Source organism: Streptomyces sp. NPDC045026, from assembly GCF_056432625.1.
In genome coordinates this window covers 1-17,153 of the sequence record NZ_JBWKIS010000055.1, presented here as the reverse complement: position 1 = coordinate 17,153, position 17,153 = coordinate 1, and the positions used below count along the sequence as shown (strand labels likewise).

General features: G+C 68.5%; 15 protein-coding genes and 1 pseudogene. 15 read left to right on the top strand and 1 reads right to left on the bottom strand.

Annotation, left to right across the window (positions count from 1 at the left end):
- Positions 1-762: 762 nt before the first annotated feature.
- From AC07EJ_RS45615 to AC07EJ_RS45605, 3 genes are all read left to right on the top strand, one after another.
- Positions 763-1,008, top strand: a complete 246-nt coding sequence (locus AC07EJ_RS45615) for a hypothetical protein (RefSeq protein ID WP_478886509.1) — start codon at positions 763-765, stop codon at positions 1,006-1,008.
- A gap of 2 nt (positions 1,009-1,010) precedes the next feature.
- Positions 1,011-1,478 carry a nuclear transport factor 2 family protein gene (locus AC07EJ_RS45610; RefSeq protein ID WP_478886508.1) on the top strand — a complete coding sequence of 156 codons (468 nt, stop codon included), beginning with the start codon at positions 1,011-1,013 and terminating at the stop codon, positions 1,476-1,478.
- Between the two features lie 156 nt (positions 1,479-1,634).
- A complete protein-coding gene (locus AC07EJ_RS45605; protein ID WP_478886507.1) occupies positions 1,635-1,910 on the top strand; it encodes a hypothetical protein in 276 nt (91 codons plus the stop codon).
- Here AC07EJ_RS45605 and AC07EJ_RS45600 read toward each other — a convergent pair.
- Positions 1,907-2,098, bottom strand: coding sequence for a hypothetical protein (locus AC07EJ_RS45600; protein ID WP_478886506.1), 192 nt, complete (start codon positions 2,096-2,098; stop codon positions 1,907-1,909). The two genes, AC07EJ_RS45605 and AC07EJ_RS45600, sit on opposite strands and share 4 nt — an antisense overlap.
- A gap of 376 nt (positions 2,099-2,474) precedes the next feature.
- Between AC07EJ_RS45600 and AC07EJ_RS45595 the strand changes: the two genes are divergently transcribed.
- From AC07EJ_RS45595 to AC07EJ_RS45540, 12 genes and pseudogenes are all read left to right on the top strand, one after another.
- Positions 2,475-2,804 carry a hypothetical protein gene (locus tag AC07EJ_RS45595; RefSeq protein WP_389476467.1) on the top strand — a complete coding sequence of 110 codons (330 nt, stop codon included), beginning with the start codon at positions 2,475-2,477 and terminating at the stop codon, positions 2,802-2,804.
- Between the two features lie 22 nt (positions 2,805-2,826).
- Positions 2,827-3,138, top strand: a complete 312-nt coding sequence (locus tag AC07EJ_RS45590) for a pore-forming ESAT-6 family protein (RefSeq protein ID WP_478886505.1) — start codon at positions 2,827-2,829, stop codon at positions 3,136-3,138.
- A 47-nt stretch (positions 3,139-3,185) separates the two neighbouring features.
- Entirely contained in the window at positions 3,186-3,578 is a 393-nt protein-coding gene (locus AC07EJ_RS45585; protein WP_478886504.1) for a DUF6507 family protein, read from the top strand.
- The gene (locus AC07EJ_RS45580) at positions 3,575-6,190 is read left to right on the top strand and encodes a hypothetical protein (protein WP_478886503.1); all 2,616 of its coding nucleotides are present in this window, start codon (positions 3,575-3,577) and stop codon (positions 6,188-6,190) included. Before AC07EJ_RS45585 ends, AC07EJ_RS45580 begins: the two co-directional genes overlap by 4 nt.
- A 14-nt stretch (positions 6,191-6,204) precedes the next feature.
- The gene (locus AC07EJ_RS45575; RefSeq protein ID WP_389476475.1) at positions 6,205-7,071 is read left to right on the top strand and encodes an immunity 49 family protein; all 867 of its coding nucleotides are present in this window, start codon (positions 6,205-6,207) and stop codon (positions 7,069-7,071) included.
- 150 nt (positions 7,072-7,221) lie between these two features.
- Entirely contained in the window at positions 7,222-7,902 is a 681-nt protein-coding gene (locus tag AC07EJ_RS45570; protein WP_478886502.1) for an immunity 49 family protein, read from the top strand.
- A 123-nt stretch (positions 7,903-8,025) separates the two neighbouring features.
- Entirely contained in the window at positions 8,026-8,316 is a 291-nt protein-coding gene (locus AC07EJ_RS45565; protein ID WP_389476477.1) for a hypothetical protein, read from the top strand.
- A 13-nt stretch (positions 8,317-8,329) separates the two neighbouring features.
- Positions 8,330-9,697 (top strand): type VII secretion integral membrane protein EccD, encoded by a 1,368-nt coding sequence (eccD, locus tag AC07EJ_RS45560; RefSeq protein ID WP_478886501.1) that lies wholly within the window; start codon positions 8,330-8,332, stop codon positions 9,695-9,697.
- 13 nt (positions 9,698-9,710) lie between these two features.
- The gene (locus AC07EJ_RS45555; protein WP_478886500.1) at positions 9,711-10,922 is read left to right on the top strand and encodes a nucleotide-binding protein; all 1,212 of its coding nucleotides are present in this window, start codon (positions 9,711-9,713) and stop codon (positions 10,920-10,922) included.
- On the top strand, positions 10,919-14,932 hold the full coding sequence (eccCa, locus tag AC07EJ_RS45550) for a type VII secretion protein EccCa (RefSeq protein ID WP_478886499.1): 4,014 nt from the start codon (positions 10,919-10,921) through the stop codon (positions 14,930-14,932). The genes AC07EJ_RS45555 and eccCa overlap by 4 nt, the downstream gene beginning before the upstream one ends.
- Entirely contained in the window at positions 14,929-16,350 is a 1,422-nt protein-coding gene (locus tag AC07EJ_RS45545; protein ID WP_478886498.1) for a DUF6177 family protein, read from the top strand. Before eccCa ends, AC07EJ_RS45545 begins: the two co-directional genes overlap by 4 nt.
- Positions 16,351-16,752: 402 nt before the next feature.
- Positions 16,753-17,037: pseudogene (locus AC07EJ_RS45540) on the top strand (helix-turn-helix domain-containing protein); the annotation flags it as partial.
- Between the last annotated feature and the right edge of the window lie 116 nt (positions 17,038-17,153).

The following is a 17,153-nucleotide window of genomic DNA, read 5'->3' as shown; positions in this document are numbered from 1 at the left end:
CGACATACGCAAACGCCACCGACTCGGTGGCCTCCTCAACGAGTATGAACATGCCGCGTGACCTGCCCGGATGAGGTTATCGGCAAGGGCAGGGCGCCTAGACCCAATGCCGTTGCGTTACGGGCTTGCGGGTTGAGGTCTTGTGATGAGGATGGCTTGAGGCCCTGTGCGGGACGGCTGCGGCCAGGCACGGTGTTCAGGTCGCTTGAGGTGGTAGTTGGACATCTTGCGTTTCGCTACGCGGGGCTGGCTGCGGAGGCGTCTGATGGTGTGTGTGCCGATAATTGCGTCCGAGCAGGTCACCGCAGTCATGGCGTCGATCGCACGGCGCGGCAGGATGGTCACTCGTGCTGCTCCGTCTCACCTACCTGACCGCTGCTCACCTCTTCGCCGCCCTGCGCCTGCTGCGCACGAGTGACCACGCCAAGGTCGCCGAAATCCTCGCCCTACGCCACCAGCTCGCTGCTCTCGAGCACCAACTCGGCTCGTCGAAAGTGAACTTCAGCCCCGCAGACCGGGTCGCCCTCGCCGCACTCCTGGCCCCGCTGCCCCGTGCGGTGCTGCGCCAGCTGCGGCTACTCGTCCGTCCGGACACCATCTTGCGATGGCATCGCGACCTGCTCCGGCGGCGCCACGCGAGAGCCTCCTGCAACAAGCACCCCAGGCGCCCCCGCACCGTCCGCTCCAATCCGAACCCTCGTCCTGCGCCTGGCCCGCGAAAACAGCACCTGCGGCCACCGGCGCATCCAGGTCGAGACCGCCGTGGCCAAACCGAACGGCTCGGCCGAGACGCTCTCCGAGCAGACCTGTACCAAGATGACGTACGTCCACAACACGGCGGACTGGCTGATCGGACTGCCGATTGAGCAGAAGGCCACCGCCACGCCGTGTTTTGGCTACGAGCAGCCCGCGAAGACTGGTTATACCGTCGAAGACACAGCGGCCACACCCTGGCGGTGCCGGTCGTGGTCGTCGCGGCGTGACGCCGCGGCCAGTCTCCAGGAGTAGCCGTGACAACACACCCTCCCCTCCCGCCATTCACTCGTGAGTCCGCGATCGAAAAGGTCCGACTGGCCGAGGACGGCTGGAATAGCCGAGACCCGCAGAAGGTGTCCCTGGCGTACACCAAGGACTCACGCTGGCGAAACCGCAGCGAGTGGGCAACTGGGCGCGACGAGATTGTCGCTTTCCTGACCCGGAAGTGGTCCAGGGAGCTCGACTACCGGCTCATCAAGGAGCTCTGGGCATTCGACGGCAATCGCATTGCGGTGAGGTTCGCCTACGAATCGCACGATGCCGAAGGCAACTGGTACCGCTCCTTCGGCAACGAAAACTGGGAGTTCAACGAGGACGGCCTGATGGCCGTACGGCACGCATGCATCAACGACGTACCCATCAAGGAATCCGAGCGAAAGTACCACTGGCCGCTCGGGCGGCGCCCCGACGATCATCCTGGACTCAGCGAGCTCGGCTTCTGACAACTCGGGCTCCGGAGCGCCTCCGCAGCTTCCAGCGGCACCCGGCTCAGGCCGTATGCCGGCGGGTGCCGATAAATTATCCGCGCAGGTGAAGGCCCCGATCGTCGATCACAGTCGTGGGCGGTCACGCCGCCCACGACTACGCTGTTCCAGCACATGACGTGCCTGTGGTTCCGGCACCTGCACCCCGAAGACCGGGTGTCAGTGAAGCCCCACGCCTCCCCGGTGCTGCACGGGATCAACTACCTGCTCGACGAACTGGACGAGTCCCGGTGGTGGCCGGTCAAGCCGTCCGTCCAGACGTCGGCGATACGCAGGCGGACGGCGGCGCCGAGGATGGCGGGGGTCAAGGCCGCGGCGTCGAGGTTGACCGTGATTTCGGGGACCGTGGTGCGGTTCCATGCCTCGCGCAGGTCGGCAGTGGCGTGCTAGTGCAGGACCGTCTTGGTGGTGACAGTGGAGTAGTCGCTGGTTCCGTCGAGGCGGGGCCAGCCCTGTGGGGCTGCGCCGTACGAGCGGTACGGCGCCGGAGGCAAGGGCCGTGTCTCGGCGCCCCTTTCGGGAGTCACCGTCGACTCGGCGGCGAACTTGTCCCGCTGGGGCCGGGCAGCAGACGGCATGGAAGCCGCTTTCGAGCCATGACGACGTCCCCCTTCCCTGTTCATGCGTGTTCCCGCTCCACCGTAATGCGCCTTCGATGAACACTCAGGCGCATCACGGAAGTTCTCCATGATCTGCTGCAAATCACCCTCCGCGACAAGCCTCTTTATGGTGAAGCGCCGCCACGCGCCGGGCGAAGTGGACCCCGAGTACTGTCCGATGCCCCGGTTCGCCCGTGTGGATCAAGCCACCTTCGGCCCTGACGCGTTGCGGGCGCAACTCCTGATGGGAGAGCATGTTCGACAGACAATGAGGCACCCGTGGTATCTGCGACCGCTGTGAAGGGTGGGGCGGGTTCTGGGTGCCGCGTGGGCGGAGCGTGGAGGGGGATGCGCGATGAAGTTCGACATGGGGTCGACGACGTTGTCGTCGTTGGCCAGGAGCACGTCCGGTTCGAGTACGGACCTAGGAACGTTGATTCAGCAACTGATCCTGGCGGCGCAGCCACTGGAGGGGAAGTTCAACGGCGCGGGCAAGGCGATGTTCGACTCGTTCAAGCTGCGCGCGGACGAGATCACCGCCGCACTCAACGGCTCGCTGTCCTCGATTCTGGAGGGCCAGTCCGGCATGGACACCGCGTTCGGTACGGGCGATGACGAGCAGTCCGACAACGCCCATCAGAACCTGTCCGCGGCGAACTTCGACTCCGCGCGCTTCCACGGCTGACATTCAGGGGGACTGAGGAATCATGGGCCAGAACCACGACCGCCGCTCGTACGACACCGGGGCCTCTGCGGACGTACAGGGCAGTCTGCACGGCATCATCGGCCGGCTGGAGACGGTGCTCGGCGACCGCGACCTGGCGGTGAAGGCCGCCATGGCCGATTACCAGGCCGACGGAGTCTCCGACGACTACCACAGCAAGGAAGTCCGCTGGAACAAAGCGGCGAACGAGGTCCGCGCCATCATCCAACTGGTACGCGGCACGCTGGAAAAGAACGACCACACCGCCCACGCCACCCTCGTCAAGGCCCGCGCCGCGGTCGACAACATCGGCTGAGGGCACACCGAAAGCGCACCGATTCTGACGGGGGTTAGGGGAATTCTGTGACGGCGTGGGATATCGACCCGGCCGGGGTGTACGGCGTGCTGACCCGTACCGGTGGCCAGGCCGAGGGGCTGGCGAAGGCCGGTGAGGCGCTCGGTGAGCATGTGCAGGAGGCGGCCATGTCCGCGGGCAGCCTCGCGCAGGGATACGGGCCCTATGTTCCCGGGCAGGGAGCAGTTGCGGCGGCGCTGGGCGAGTACCTCTCGGCGCGCGAGGACAGTCTGGTCTACCTGGCGGCCCGTACCTGGAGTTCCACGCAGGGTGCCGCGAAGGCGACACAGGCGTACCGAGACGGCAGTATCGAGATGGCCGAGAACGCGCAGGCGGAGGCGGCGAAGGCCCCGGACGTCGCTGCGTTCCTCAAGGCGATGAAGAGGCAGGCGGGCCAGTGACGACCGGCGGGGCGATCGACCCGGCGGGCATACCGCACTTCACCGGCAACCTGGACGAGGTCGAAAAGAGCGCCACCGGCGTGCACACGGCGGCCAAGAACCTGGCCGAGCACGGGCACGGAGTGCACTCCACCTTCCAGGGCCTGTCCGCGTTCTACCAGGCCCCGGAGGCGGAGAAGCTCTTCTCCTCCACCCACACGATCCCGACCAAGGCCGACTCGCTCAAAGGCGAACTGTTCACCGTGGCCACGGCGTTGGAGGACTACGCCACCGCGGTCCGCCCGATCGTCCAGCGCATCGAACACATCCGCGCCCAGGCCGTCACGTTCGCGGCGAGCGTGGAGGGCGACGACGACTGGCACAAGGACGCCGACAAGGTCAGCAAAAACACCGGGCTGCGAAGCGACCTGGCCGCCGCGCTGGAGGACTTCGCCACAGCGCAGAACGACTGCGCCAACAAGATCAGCGCTCTGGCCGGCGGCCGCCACTACATGCTCAACCCGACTGGCGACAAAGCCCTGATCCTCAAGAACGCCGCGTTCAACGGCTACAGCGCGGATGCGTGGGAGCATGCGGAGAAGACACCCTGGGGCGCGCCGGTGGAGCGCGAGTACGAGGGCGTGGAATGGCTCCTGCACCAGACCAAGAGCCTCGTCTGGGACGGTTTCGTCATCAACGGGTTCCTCGGCACCCTCGACGGGCTCTCCACCCTGGTCGGCGCCAAGGGCCTGGACCAGGCAGGACAGGCCTGGAAGGGCCTCGCCGACGCGGCCGGCGGCCTCAGCCAGTACCTCATGACCCCCTATGACTGGGTCTTGGACCACACCCTCGGCCCGGCCGAGGAAAGCCCCACGGAGAAGCGCCAGAAGGAAGCCTTCAAGGGCCTCGTCAAGGGCTTCGTCGCCTACGACGACTGGAAGGAAAACCCCGCCCGGGCCGCCGGCACGTTCGGCTTCAACGCCCTCACCGCCGCCGCCGGCGCGGGCGGAGGCGCCGCCGCCCGGGGCGGAGCCGGCGCCCGCGTCGTGGCCGGCCTGGGGAAGGCCGGACGCTTGGTCGACCCGATGACCTACATCGGCAAGGCGGGCTCCTTCACCGTCGTCAAGGTCGGCGACGCCTTCACCGCGCTCAAGAGCATGCACGGCACCCCGACGGCCGTGCACCTCGCAGACGGCGGCTCCTTCACCGCCCGCGAGCCCACCGCCGGCCTGCCGGAGCGCCCCGCGGCCATCCCCCGGGACGCTATCCCGGGCACCGACGAACTCGGTCGGACCGTCTACCTCGACACCGAGACCGGCCACCTCCTCAACACCGACGGAACGATTCACCAACACGTCAACGACGCGGTCAGAGAACTCCCTGCCGAGCAGCATGCGACGGTTCACTCGGACACGACGACGCCTGCCCAGATGGCAGGTGAGCCGGAACTTGTCGGTGCGCATGCTGGGAGCAACTCCGTCGGAAGTGCCGGACATCCCCCGACGGCTCACGACTCCACGGCATCGCCTGCGGGCAGGGAGGCCACACAACACCCCAGCCAGAGCACCTCGACAGGCGGTGGCGGGCATCACTCGACCAACAGCTCGGGAGAGACGCCCAGTCGGGCTGACGGAGACTCACAAGGTTCGGGAAACGATCTTTCAGTCGCTCACGATCACCCCAACGGTGCCGCTGGCTCCGATGGTGAGCAGCACCCTCCAAGGGCGGAAGGCGCCGGTGACGGACGTAGCGAGCTGACGCCCGCCGAACGACAGCGGATCCAGGCCGAGCACATCCGCAAGGCCAACGAGGACCCAGTCTGGCGGGAGAAGCACTACGACCCCCTCGGACGTCGCAGGGAGGTTGGAAGGCTGGTGGACGGTGCCACCCTCCCTCAGCTGGCCAAGGACGCCCAGGGCAAGTGGATCGCCGCAGACCATGTGCCGCACGGACCTTCCGAAGTCAAGTTCGGGTCGAAGCCACTCAGTCCGGACACGGTCCCGGACGGGAATCTGCCGGAGCTCAACACAGCTGCGAAGAATCGTGAGGTCGCGAGGAACCTCACCAACGCGACCAAGGCCTTCGAGAACACGCCGAATCGCGCTACCGAACAGGCCCTGGCCAAGGCGCAGGAGACGTATACCGCGCAGCTCGGTGACCTGCCGAACAACAGCAAGATCCCCGAGGCGCTTGGGGAGAAGGCCACCGAGTTCCATGTGATCCCCCATGAGTTCCCGGGCGCCGTGGAGATCGACCTTCCCAAGACTGCCAACGGCGCCGACATGTTCGACAAGGCCTACGACCTCGGCAATGGGGAACTCCTCATTGCCGAGGCGAAAGCCCCGTCGGGAGACCTCGACTGGCGTCACGGGGGTAGCGACCCGGAGGACCTCGCGCACCCGGAGCGCGGTGATGACGGCGGCGCCAAGGGAATGAAGGTCAAACAGGGCACTCTGCCATATATGCGCACGATCCTCGGCAAGATGACCAGACGCGGCGGCCGCGACGCCGAGATCGCCAAGGAGCTGCGCGATGCTCTACGGGCAGGGAAACTGCGCTATGTCCTGGTCAAGGCCAACGACCCGGTCGATGGCGCCTACGCTGGGGCCATGTTCGCGAATTTCAAGATCTAACGAAGGGCGGGCCAGTGGTCACGCACATTGCTCGCCACGATTTCCGCACGGACAACGCAGCGGAAGCCATGGCGCCGATCATCAAGAGCACCGAGGAAGTGCTCGCGGAGATCGAGACGTCGGAGTTTGACCGCTATGACGCGTTGGACTACGCCCTGACCATCGCGAAGTGGTACTGCCTGGCGGACCCCGAGGCGCAGGAGTTCCCGACCTGGGAAGCGTGGGTTACGGCGATGCAGGTTGGCTCCGCCCTGTTCATCTCCGGCACCGCAGAGGAAGGACCGGTGCCGTGCCGCATTGGCAGCAAGGGCGAGGTGAAGAACCTGCCCGCGACCGGCCCGCAGGAGTACCTGCATGCCGGAGACTGGCTCATCTCCTTCTACCTGGCAGCGATCTGCCGCGAGAACGAGCGCCTCGACCGGCTTGCCCAGGTGCCCATTTCGTTCCTGCGCGCGTCCGGCACGGAGTTCGACGAGTACATCTACGCATGGGTGGAGACCCTCCAGCATGCCTGGTTCCGTCGACCCGAGATGTGGGAAACCCTTGTGTCCGCGGTCAACGGCACCGACCCCGCGACCGCGCAGATCGCCAGCAATGAGCTGATGCTGAAGATCCTTTATCCGCCACTCGAGCTCTTCCACCGCTACCAGCGCCAGGAGACCGAGCAGTTCAACACGGCTCTGATCAACGCACTGACCTGGCACAAGGAGTACTGGACCGCCGACGAGGCACGCTCCCTGAGCGGCGAGGGTCTGGTTGCCCTGGCCCCCCTCGCCATTGCCTGCATGGCCTACGACGCGGGAGTGCCCATCGAAGTCGAGTCCGCTTACCTACCGAAGCACCTGCTGGAGCGCACGTGGGTAGGCGAGTACGAGACCTGATCCGAGCGGAAGAACGTGCACGATCTTGGATTGACGAGAGCATGTGGTGCCGATGAACGTGCCCCGGCACGGCGAGTCAGGGCCCAACAATGTTGTCTACGCCAAGCGGCTGGCCGACAGCACGGCCCGGTCGGTGCTCCGCCTGGAGCGGTGGTTGACATCACCTTCGACAAAGCGGTGATGTCCGCCCAGGCGCACTGCGCCGTCGACCCGAGGGCCCTCGCGCTGGAAAGCTGGGAAGCAACCGTGAACGCGATGCAAGTGGGCTCCGCCCTCTTCGCCACGTCGTCCCGTATTGACGGCAGCGTGCCATGCCGCATCAACCGGGACCTCCTCTCCATCCCAGCGACCGGCGCCCAGCCATACTCCAACGCGGGGAATTGGCTGAACGCGTTTTGGTTCGCGATCGTCTGCCGTGATCAGGTCCGGATTACTCAGTTGTGCGAGATTCCGGTGGATTTGTTGCGCGCCTCGGGTGCAGCGTGCGACGAGTACATCTACCACTGGGTTGGCGCCCTGCAGGCCTATTGGCTGAAGCGCCCCGGCCTCGTAGATGAGTTGACCTCCGCGATTCAGAATTCCTACCCGGATATCGCGCGGATCGGCGATCGGGGCTCGCTGGAGAAGGTTCTCCACCAGCCGATCAACTTGTTCCATCAGTTCCTCCGCAAGGACGACGAGGGTTTCAACCGGGCCCTCGTCGAGGCGCTGGAGCATCACAAGCAGTACTGGACCGAGACAGAGGAGCGTGAAGAGAGCGTCGAGGGCTTCCTCGCTCTGAGCCTCCTGGCCGTAACGTGTCTCGCTTACGACGGCGGCATCCCGGTCTAGGTCGAGTCCGACTACTTGCCCAGGCACCTGCTGGAGCGTTCCTGGGGCGGCGAGTTCGAGACCTGACCCGATCCGACCCCCACAGCGCCGCCAAGCCGCGTCCTCCTCCCCCGGAATGGATAGATGTCAGCCCAGGATTACGACAGCCAGCTTCTTGAGTCCGTCTCGGTGCGCCGCCGCCGGCTGCGGGACGCGGTGCTCTTTGGGGCGCAGCGGCAGCGACGCACGCTCGATGAGCGGTTCGGGAAGGTGGTCGGGGGCATTGTGCTGGGGGCGGTGTTGTGTGCGGGGTGTGTGGGGTGGTCGTTCGTTTCGCACCGAGTGATCGGGAAGAGCACGTATGGCACTTCCGGTCCCGTGTCGACCAGCAGTCCGTCTCCGACAGCGCCCAGCGGCGCGTCGTCGTCTCGATGATAGGTTCGAACGCGTGATATCTGCGGGGTCCGTGAGCCGTACGGCGTTGAGTCGGCTCACTCTGGTCGGTGAGCGGCGGCGGGTGGATCTCGTCCTGCCGTCCCAGGAACCTATTGGTCGGCTGCTGCCTGAAGTGCTGCGGCTGCTCGACGACCACGTCGAGGCGCAGCCGCACACACGGCAGTTGGTCAGGGCCGATGGCAGTGCCTTGGAGATGGACGCCACCCTGGAGTCGGCCGGGATCGCTGATGGCGCGGTGCTGCGCCTGGTGCGCTGGGACGATGCTCCGTCTGCTCCGGTGATCCATGACGTGACCGACGCCGCCGTCGAGGATCTCGATGTGCGCGCCTGGCGGTGGCAGCCGCGTGCGCGGCGTTTCATGGCCTCTGCTGCTGTGGTGGGGTGGGCGCTGGTCGCCGGCCTGTTGGCCCGTCAGGAGTTCACCGCCGAGTCCCTGGGCGGCTCGCTGCTCGGGATGGCCGTGCTCGCGGCGCTCGTCGGGGCTCTGCTGGGCCGCGGCGGGCGGCGTGGGTTGGCGGGCACACTGATCGTGGCCGGTGGGGTGCTGGGCGGGCAGGGCGTGCGGGCGCTCGCCGATGCCCGGGACTGGTCCGGTGCGCTGTCGCTGGCCGGGGTGTGCGCGGTGGCGGGGTTGGTGTTGCTGTTGCTCGGCTGGTTCACGCCGTTGGGCCGTGCCGGGCTGGTCGGGGCGGCCGCCCTGGCGGGGTCCGGCATCGTGTGGGAAGTGGCGCTCGCCTTCCAGTCAGGCGGCGCCACCGATCTCGGACAGGCACGTGCCGGGGCGCTCGTCGCCGTGGTGTCCGTGGTGGCGCTGGGTGTGTTGCCGCGGCTTGCGTTGATGGCCTCGGGACTGTCCGGTCTCGACGACCGTCGCTCGGGCGGTGTGTCGGTGAGCCGGTATCAGGTGTCGACCGCGCTCGCGGCCACGCACCGCGGGCTGGCTCTGGCCACCGTCGTCCTCGCTGTGTGCAGCGGTTCCGCTGCGGTGTGGGTGTTGCGTACGCCGTCGGTGTGGGCGGCGCTTCTCGCCGTGTGCGTGGCGCTGGTGTTGGCGCTGCGGGCGCGGACGCATCCGCTGATCGTGGAAGTGGTCGCGCTGTGGGCAATGTCCGCGGTCGTCGCGGGGCGGCTGGTGTGGGTGTGGCTGGAGCACTCCGATGCGGCGGCGGGTCCGTTGACCGCCCTCGCCGCGTTCGCTCTGGTGCCGTTGGGCGTGCTGGCGGTGGAGCCGCCGGAGCATGTGCGGGTGCGTCTGCGCAAGGTCGGTGACATGGTGGAGTCGGTCGGTGTGATCGCGCTGTTCCCACTGCTGCTCGGGGTGTTCGGCGTGTACGGGCGGCTGCTCGGCACGTTCGCGTAGTGGGGCGGCGCCAATGACTGAGGGCCGATGGCACAACGACGTACTGCGAGACCTGCGCGGCGACGCGCCGCCCGCGGCGGAGAGCACGGCAGATCCGAAACCGCCCCTGCCGGTGCGAGATGTGAACGAGCAGCGCCCGAACCCAGGTTCGTACACCGACGGCCAGGAGGCACGTCCCGACCGCCTGATATCCCGGCGGACCGAGCAGGCCCCCCACCCTGCACCCGCCACAACGCCTCAGCCATCAGACCCTGCCGACCTCTCGCTTGCCCCGCGCCCGTCCCGCCAGACGCAGCTCCCCCTGGCCGTCCCGAACTCTGTCGCGCCGGTCGACCCACGGTTGGCGCTCGCCCTGGGCAAGGGGCAGCACGGGGATAGTGCGGTGCGCCGTACCGGCAGGTCGCTGCGCCGACTCGCGTCCTCGGCGTCCCAGGACGTCGCCGAGGAGAGCCGGCTCGCCCGGGAGTTGCAGCAGCCGGTGACCACCGGCCGTGTGATCGCGGTGACGTCGATTCGCGGGGGTGTCGGCAAGACCACCACGGCAGCCCTGCTGGCCCGCACCCTCACCCACTACCGGCACGATCCGGTGCTCGCCCTCGACGCGGACGCCGCGCTCGGTACCCTGGCAGTCCGCATGGGGGCGGAGTCGGTGCAATGGACCTGCGCCGAGGTCGCCCGGATCCTCACCCCCTCGATGCAGCTCACCGACATCACCGGCTATTTGGTGCCCACCGCGGGTGGCGGCTGGCTGCTGCCCGCGAGCCGGGGTCAGATCGGGGCTCCGCTGGACATCCGCACCTACCGCACCCTGGTCCTCGCCCTGCGCCGCCACTTCGCCGTCACCGTCGCCGACTGCGAGACGCTTCCGGGCGAGGTGGCGCGCGGCGCGCTGGACACCGCGCACGCCCGCCTCGTAGTCGCTCCGCTCACCGCCGAAGGGGTGGGCTCGACCCGGGTTGTCCTGGACTGGCTCGGCCGGCTGCCGCACGCGGCGCTCGCCTCCACCGTCGTCGCCCTCACCGCGAGCGCACCAGACCAGAGCCTGAATCTGAAGACCGCCACCGCTCACTTGCGTGAAACAGGGGTCACCGTCGTGCACCTGCCCTACAACCGCCATCTCGCCACGGGCGGCCCGATCCGGGCCGATCTGCTGGGCGAGGCCACTCGCCGGGCCGCTGCCCGCCTTTCGGCCGAGGTGATGAACAAGGCGGTGCGGACCAGGTGACGCAGCACCTCATCCACCGCCCCGCCCGCACCACCCGCCCTCTGTCACCCGCGGCGGCGCGGACCATCGAGCCGCCGCCGAATCTCCCCGAGGGCAAGGCGGCCGGTGCGGCCACCGCGCTGCTGCCGATGGCCGGGGTGATGGGCAGCGTGGTGATGATGACCGTGATCCGCTCGAGCCAGTTCGCCGGCCTCGGCGCCGTCGTCCTGGTCATCGCCCTGCTCGGCGCGGTCGCTCTGTTCCTGTCCCAGCGGGGCAAGGCGCAGCGGCAGCGGCGCCTGCAGCGCGAGCGCTACCTGGAGTACCTCGAAGAGCAGCGCGAGCAACTCGCCGTCATCGAGCGGGAATGCAGGCAGGCAGCCCGGCTGTTGTATCCGGCCCCCGGGGCCCTGTACGACGTGCTGCGGGATCCGGCTCGGCTGTGGGAGCGCCGCCGCGCGGACGCCGACTTCCTCCGTGTCCGTGTCGGCGTGGGCGATGTGCCGGTGCAGAACGTGGCCGTCGGGCAGAGCACCGCGGGCACGGTGCTCACGCCGCCGGACCCGTTCATGCTGAACGAGGCCCACGCGCTGCGCGCCCGATACGCCCTCACCCCAGATCACCCCCTCACCGTGCCGCTCGACCGGGCCGGGAACATCAGCGTCATCGGCGAGCGGGCGGACGTACTGCGCGTGGCCCGGGTCTTGCTCGTCCACAGCACCGTCACCCACGCCCCGGACGACGTCGCCCTGGCACTCGCCGCACCCACCAAGCGAATCGAGGACTGGGAGTGGGCCAAATGGCTCCCCCACCTCCTTGACACCCACACCCACGACGGGCCCGTCCCGGCCCGCCGTATCGCCCCCACACTTGCTCAACTGGCCCATGCCATCGCCCCGGACCTCAAACGGCGCGCCTCCTACGCCGCCGAAGTCCGCCGCGGCCTGTCCGACAAGAACGCCCTCAAGCTGACCGACCGGCTGCTCGTCATCAGCGACACACACGGCCGGACAGCCGCTGAACTGCCCCGCCCCGACACGGCCGTCGACCTGAACGCGATGGGCGTCACCGTCCTGCACCTGCTGGCCGAGCAGGTCCACGAACCCGACCACATCGCCCTTCGCGTCACCGTCGACGGCGACCAGATCTGCGTCGAGGACCTGCGCCCCACGCAGGTCACCCGCACGCACGGCACCGTGGACGCACTCAGCCGGGCGGGCGCGGAGGGCCTGGCTCGCACCCTGGCACCGCTGCGCCTCTCGGCCGAATCGGCTGCCGAAGGCGCCCCCGTGACCGGGCCGGTGGACTTCCCCGCCCTGCTCGGCATCGACGACGCCACCGCCCTCGACCTGGAGACGTTGTGGAAGCCGCGTGGCGAGCGGGACTTCCTGCGCGTGCCGATCGGCGTCAACGACCGCCGCGAACCGGTCTTGTTGGACCTCAAGGAGTCCTCCGAGCTGGGCATGGGCCCGCACGGACTGTGCGTGGGCGCCACCGGCTCGGGCAAGAGCGAACTACTGCGCACCCTAGTCCTCTCCCTGACGGCCACCCACCCGCCCGAAGACCTGGCCATGGTCCTGGTCGACTACAAGGGCGGCGCCACCTTCGCCCCCTTCGCCTCCCTCCCGCACGTCGCCGGGATGATCACCAATCTGGAGAACCAGGCCGACCTCGTCGAACGCGTTCACACCAGCCTCGCCGGCGAGATCAAACGTCGCCAGCAGGTCCTCAAGGACGCCGGGAACATCGCCGACATCGGGCACTACACGGCGCTGCGCGCCACCGGGCGGCACGACCTCGAACCGCTCCCCCACCTGTTCGTCGTGATCGACGAGTTCGGTGAACTCCTCACTGCGAAACCGGACTTCATCGACCTGTTCCTGTCGATCGGCCGCATCGGCCGATCGATCGGCGTGCACCTGCTGCTGTCCAGCCAGCGCATCGAGGGCGGCAAACTCAAGGGACTGGACACCTACCTCTCCTACCGGCTGGGGCTGCGCACCTTCTCCGCCGACGAATCCCGTACGGTCCTGGACACCACGGACGCCTTCCACCTGCCGCCGCTGCCAGGCTTCGGCTACCTCAAGGTCGATACGTCCACCTACGAACGCTTCAAAGCCGGCTACGTCTCCGGCCGCTACGAGGGCCGCACGCTCGCGGATCCCACCGAGAAGTCGCCGATGGCCTGGCTCTATCCCACCTACAACACCCTCACCCAGCCCGACCCCGCCACCACCTCCGGCGAGACGGCGCCCGCCATGCGCGAGCGCGAGACGGGCCCCACCGTCATGTCCGCCATGGTCGGCCAGCTCACCGGCAGCGCGGCGCCGGTGCGCCGGATCTGGCTCTCCCCGCTCCCAGATGCGCTCGCGCTCGCCACAGCCGCCGGCCCCCTCCAGGCAACGCAGGACGGACTCCAACTGGCCGGCCGCCACGGCCCGTTGCAGGTGCCGCTCGGCGTACTGGACGACCCGGCCCGCCAATGGCAGGGCCCCTGGATCCACGACCTCAACACCGCCGGCGGTCACACCGCGATCATCGGCGGACCCCAGAGCGGCAAGACCACCCTGCTGCGCACCCTCACCCTCTCCCTCGCCCTGACCCACACCCCGCACCAAATAGCCGTCTACGGCCTCGACCTGGTCGGCGGAGGGCTCGCCGCGCTCGCCGGCCTCCCGCATGTCGGAGGCATCGCCTCACGTGCCGACCGCGAGCGCGCGGCCCGTACCGTCGCCGAGATCAGCACCATGCTCACCGCCCGCGAGACTCTCTTCCGCGAACGGGGCATCGACTCCGTCGACCAGCTGCGCACCCTGCGGGCGGCCGGGAAACTGCCGGAACTGGGTGCCACAGACGTGGTGTTGATCATCGATGGCTTCGGCGCGCTGCGCGAGGAGTTCGCCGATCTCGACGACCAGGTCACCGACCTCCTCAAGCGCGGCAGTGGCTACGGCATCCACGTCGTCGCGGGCATGCTCCGCTGGAACGACGTCCGCATCGCCACCCAGTCCCTGTTCGGGCAGCGCATCGAACTACGCCTCAACGACCCCGGCGACTCCTGTCTCGACCGCAAGCTCTCCGAAACCCTCCCGGCCGACACCCCCGGCCGGGCTCTCACCGACGCCAAACTGTTCGCCCAGGTGGCGCTGCCCCGCATCGACGAACTCGCCTCCACCATCGACCTCGCCGCCGCCCTGGAGGAAGCCGGACGCTCCCTGCGTGCCAGCTGGCACGGCGCACCCGCAGCCCCGGTGCGCGTCCTGCCGACCCGACTGCCCGCCAGGCAGCTGCCCACCCCCACCACCGAACCGCACAAGATTCCCCTAGGCGTCGATCAGGACTCCCTCTCTCCTGTCCTGCTCGACCTGTTCGCCTCCGACCAGCACCTGCTGATCCTGGGCGACAACGAATGCGGCAAGACCAACCTGCTCACCCACATCGCCCACAACCTGATCGACCGCTACCGCGAGGACGAACTGGTCTTCGCCGTCTTCGACCCCAGGCGCGGGCTGCGCGGCGTCATCCCCGAGCCCTACCGCGGCGGCTACGCCCACAACGCCCAACTGGCAGGCGCCCTCGCCACCGGCATCGCCGACGTGCTCGCCAAACGCCTCCCGGAAACCGCCGACCCCGACGGCCTCGGCGACGAGCCGTCCTTCACCGGCCCGCGCATCGTCCTCCTCATCGACGACTACGACATCCTCACCACCGCAGGCCAACAGCCCCTCGCCCCCTTCCTCCCATACATCTCCTCCGCCCCCGACATCGGCCTGCACCTCGTCATCACCCGCCGCGTCGCCGGCTCCGCCCGCGCCCTGTACGACCCACTGCTGACCACTCTGCGCGAAACGGGCACCACCGCCCTGGTCATGACCGGCGACCGCACCGAAGGGCAACTCTTCCCCGGCCTCTACGCCTCCCCGCAGGCTCCTGGCCGCGGCACCCTCGTCCGCCGCGGCCAGGGCCACCAGCTCATCCAGACCGCCCTCGCCGCCACCGGCCGGCACCACGTATCGGAGACGTCCCCGTGACCAAGGACGTCATCGCCCTCACCGCGAACATGCCCGACACCAAGAGCCTGCTCACCGCCCTGTACGCAGGCGGCCCCCACCTCACCCTCGCCGCCACCGACAACGGCGCCGTCCTCCAGCTGTGCACCCCCGACGGCCGCCCCCTCGTGTCGGTCGAAGCCCCTCTGCTCATCCACACCCCCGGCGAAGCCGAACGCCTCCTCGGCCCCCACACAAACGTCCCTGAGTTGCCGTTCTGGTGGACCGAGGCGCGCGCCGCCACCGCCGTACCCGAAGCCGAAGATCTCGCCGGCTCCATCTGCGGCCGCCTGACCACCCTCCTAGGCGGCACCGTCTGGCCCCCCGAAGCAGCCACCACCCGCACCATCACCACCACTGAGGACCCCGCCGAGAAACCCGACGCCACCCCGGACCCCGGCGCCGCCGTACCCACGGTGGACGTCCTGACCGACTCCACCGCGGTCGTCATCGCCGACCGCCCCACTCTCCCTCTCACCAGCTGGCTCTCCGACATCCTCCGCGAAACAACCGCAACGAGCCGAGCCCTCCACCTCGTCACCCCACCCCACAGCCGCCTCACCCTCCCCCTGCGCACCGCCCTCGGCGGTACCCCCAACCGCTGGGTCGTCCAACACCCGCAAGGCGGCTACTACGACGGCCTCGCGGGCGTCCCCCTCGTCTGGCGCGACGGCACCTTCACCCCCACCGACACCACGCTCACGGACGCGTTCACGTCGACGGCCACGGCCGGGCAGGAGCGGCAACTGATCGTCTCCTTCCGCACCGTCCACCCCGCGAAGCCCGGCCTGATCCTCGGCCAGGCCCTGGAAACCGCGTGGCAACACCTCACCGGGGCAGGACCCGCAGGCTGGGGCACCGCCGAACCCGTCAACCTGCCCTGGTCACCCGGCCAGTTGACCGACCTGGCCCGCGACCGCGCACCCGCCCCCACTCACCTCTTCGCGGTCGGCTCCCCCGACCGGCCGGCCATCACCACCCACCGCATCACCCGCACCACAGCCGGCGTCGCCGAAGAATCCACGCTCACACTCGGTTACACGAATCCGCAGGACGTCCCCCTGGACTCCATCGAGTCTCTCGCCTCAGCCCTCACCACCAAACACGACCTCACCAGCATGCTCACCACCCTCCGCGCCGCCCGCGCCGACCTCACCCTGCCCCCGCATCTCGAAGGCCCACCCGTCCCCGTCACCTTCACCCTCGGCCCCCGCGACGTACAGGCCATCGGCCTCCAACACGCCCAACACGCGCTGATCCCCACGAGGCCGAAGCAGCTCGGCATCACGACGCGCCCGACCCTGCACTACAGCCTCGGCAACGGCACCACCGCCGACGCATGGACCACCCTCCAACAACTCACCATCCACCTCAATGCTGGCCCCACGAATGGCAGTTGAGTCACGAAGGCCGCAATATTCGCCTCCACAGGCCGCTCCGGATGATCGCGCAGCCGAACGACGAGTCGAGGGACGAAGACCTTGTGCTCGGGCAGTGCACGGGGTCATGGCCGAAGTACCGGAGCCTGCCTGACGCCCCGGTCTGACCGACTCGGAAAAACGCAGAAGCCGAAATCCGCCAACTCGTTCACACAGCTCGCGACACCCTCGAGACGAGAGACCCTCGCTAACACGCGTTCACCACCTGAATTGCCGCCCAGCGCGATCTGGGCGGCACCGCCCCCGTTCCGGATCATCAAGCCTCCTGACGACGTAACGGTGCCGTTACTGACTTCGGCTCGTCAGGGTGATCCTGCGTGAAGTCCCTGATGGGGCTGTGGTGTTCGTTGTTTTTCGTGGTGTGTGAGGTACGCGGATGGGGGCGGGCTGACGCCCGCGGGGCGTCAGCGCCGTGAGGTCGTACGGATGCGAGCGGCCGAGTTGTTCGAGCAGAAGATCAAGCCACCCGAGGTCGCGCGGCGGCTGCGGGTGAGCCGGAAATCGGCCTATCAGCGGCAGCAGCTGTGGCGCGAGGGCGGGGTGCGGGCCCTGGTCTCGCGTGGTGCGAGCGGATCGCGGTGCCGTCTGTCGCCGCGCTGTCTGGTCAAGCTCACCGCGTACCTCGACGAGGGGCCGGCCGCGCACGGCTGAGTGCCGCATCCAGAAACGTGTGGGGCTCGTAAAGTCATCGCTGCAGGTGGGAGCCTACGTGCCAGGCCCTCCGCGGTGGCTGGGATGCTGCGCGTGTGATCATCTCGATGCTG

What these genes read in the sequence shown, in the direction of transcription:
- AC07EJ_RS45595 (WP_389476467.1), top strand. Translation starts at nt 2,475, where the DNA reads ATGAAGTTCGACATGGGGTCGACGACGTTGTCGTCGTTGGCCAGGAGC.
- AC07EJ_RS45555 (WP_478886500.1), top strand. Translation starts at nt 9,711, where the DNA reads ATGACTGAGGGCCGATGGCACAACGACGTACTGCGAGACCTGCGCGGC.
- AC07EJ_RS45590 (WP_478886505.1), top strand. Translation starts at nt 2,827, where the DNA reads ATGGGCCAGAACCACGACCGCCGCTCGTACGACACCGGGGCCTCTGCG.
- AC07EJ_RS45565 (WP_389476477.1), top strand. Translation starts at nt 8,026, where the DNA reads ATGTCAGCCCAGGATTACGACAGCCAGCTTCTTGAGTCCGTCTCGGTG.
- AC07EJ_RS45600 (WP_478886506.1), bottom strand. Translation starts at nt 2,098, where the DNA reads ATGCCGTCTGCTGCCCGGCCCCAGCGGGACAAGTTCGCCGCCGAGTCG.
- AC07EJ_RS45605 (WP_478886507.1), top strand. Translation starts at nt 1,635, where the DNA reads ATGACGTGCCTGTGGTTCCGGCACCTGCACCCCGAAGACCGGGTGTCA.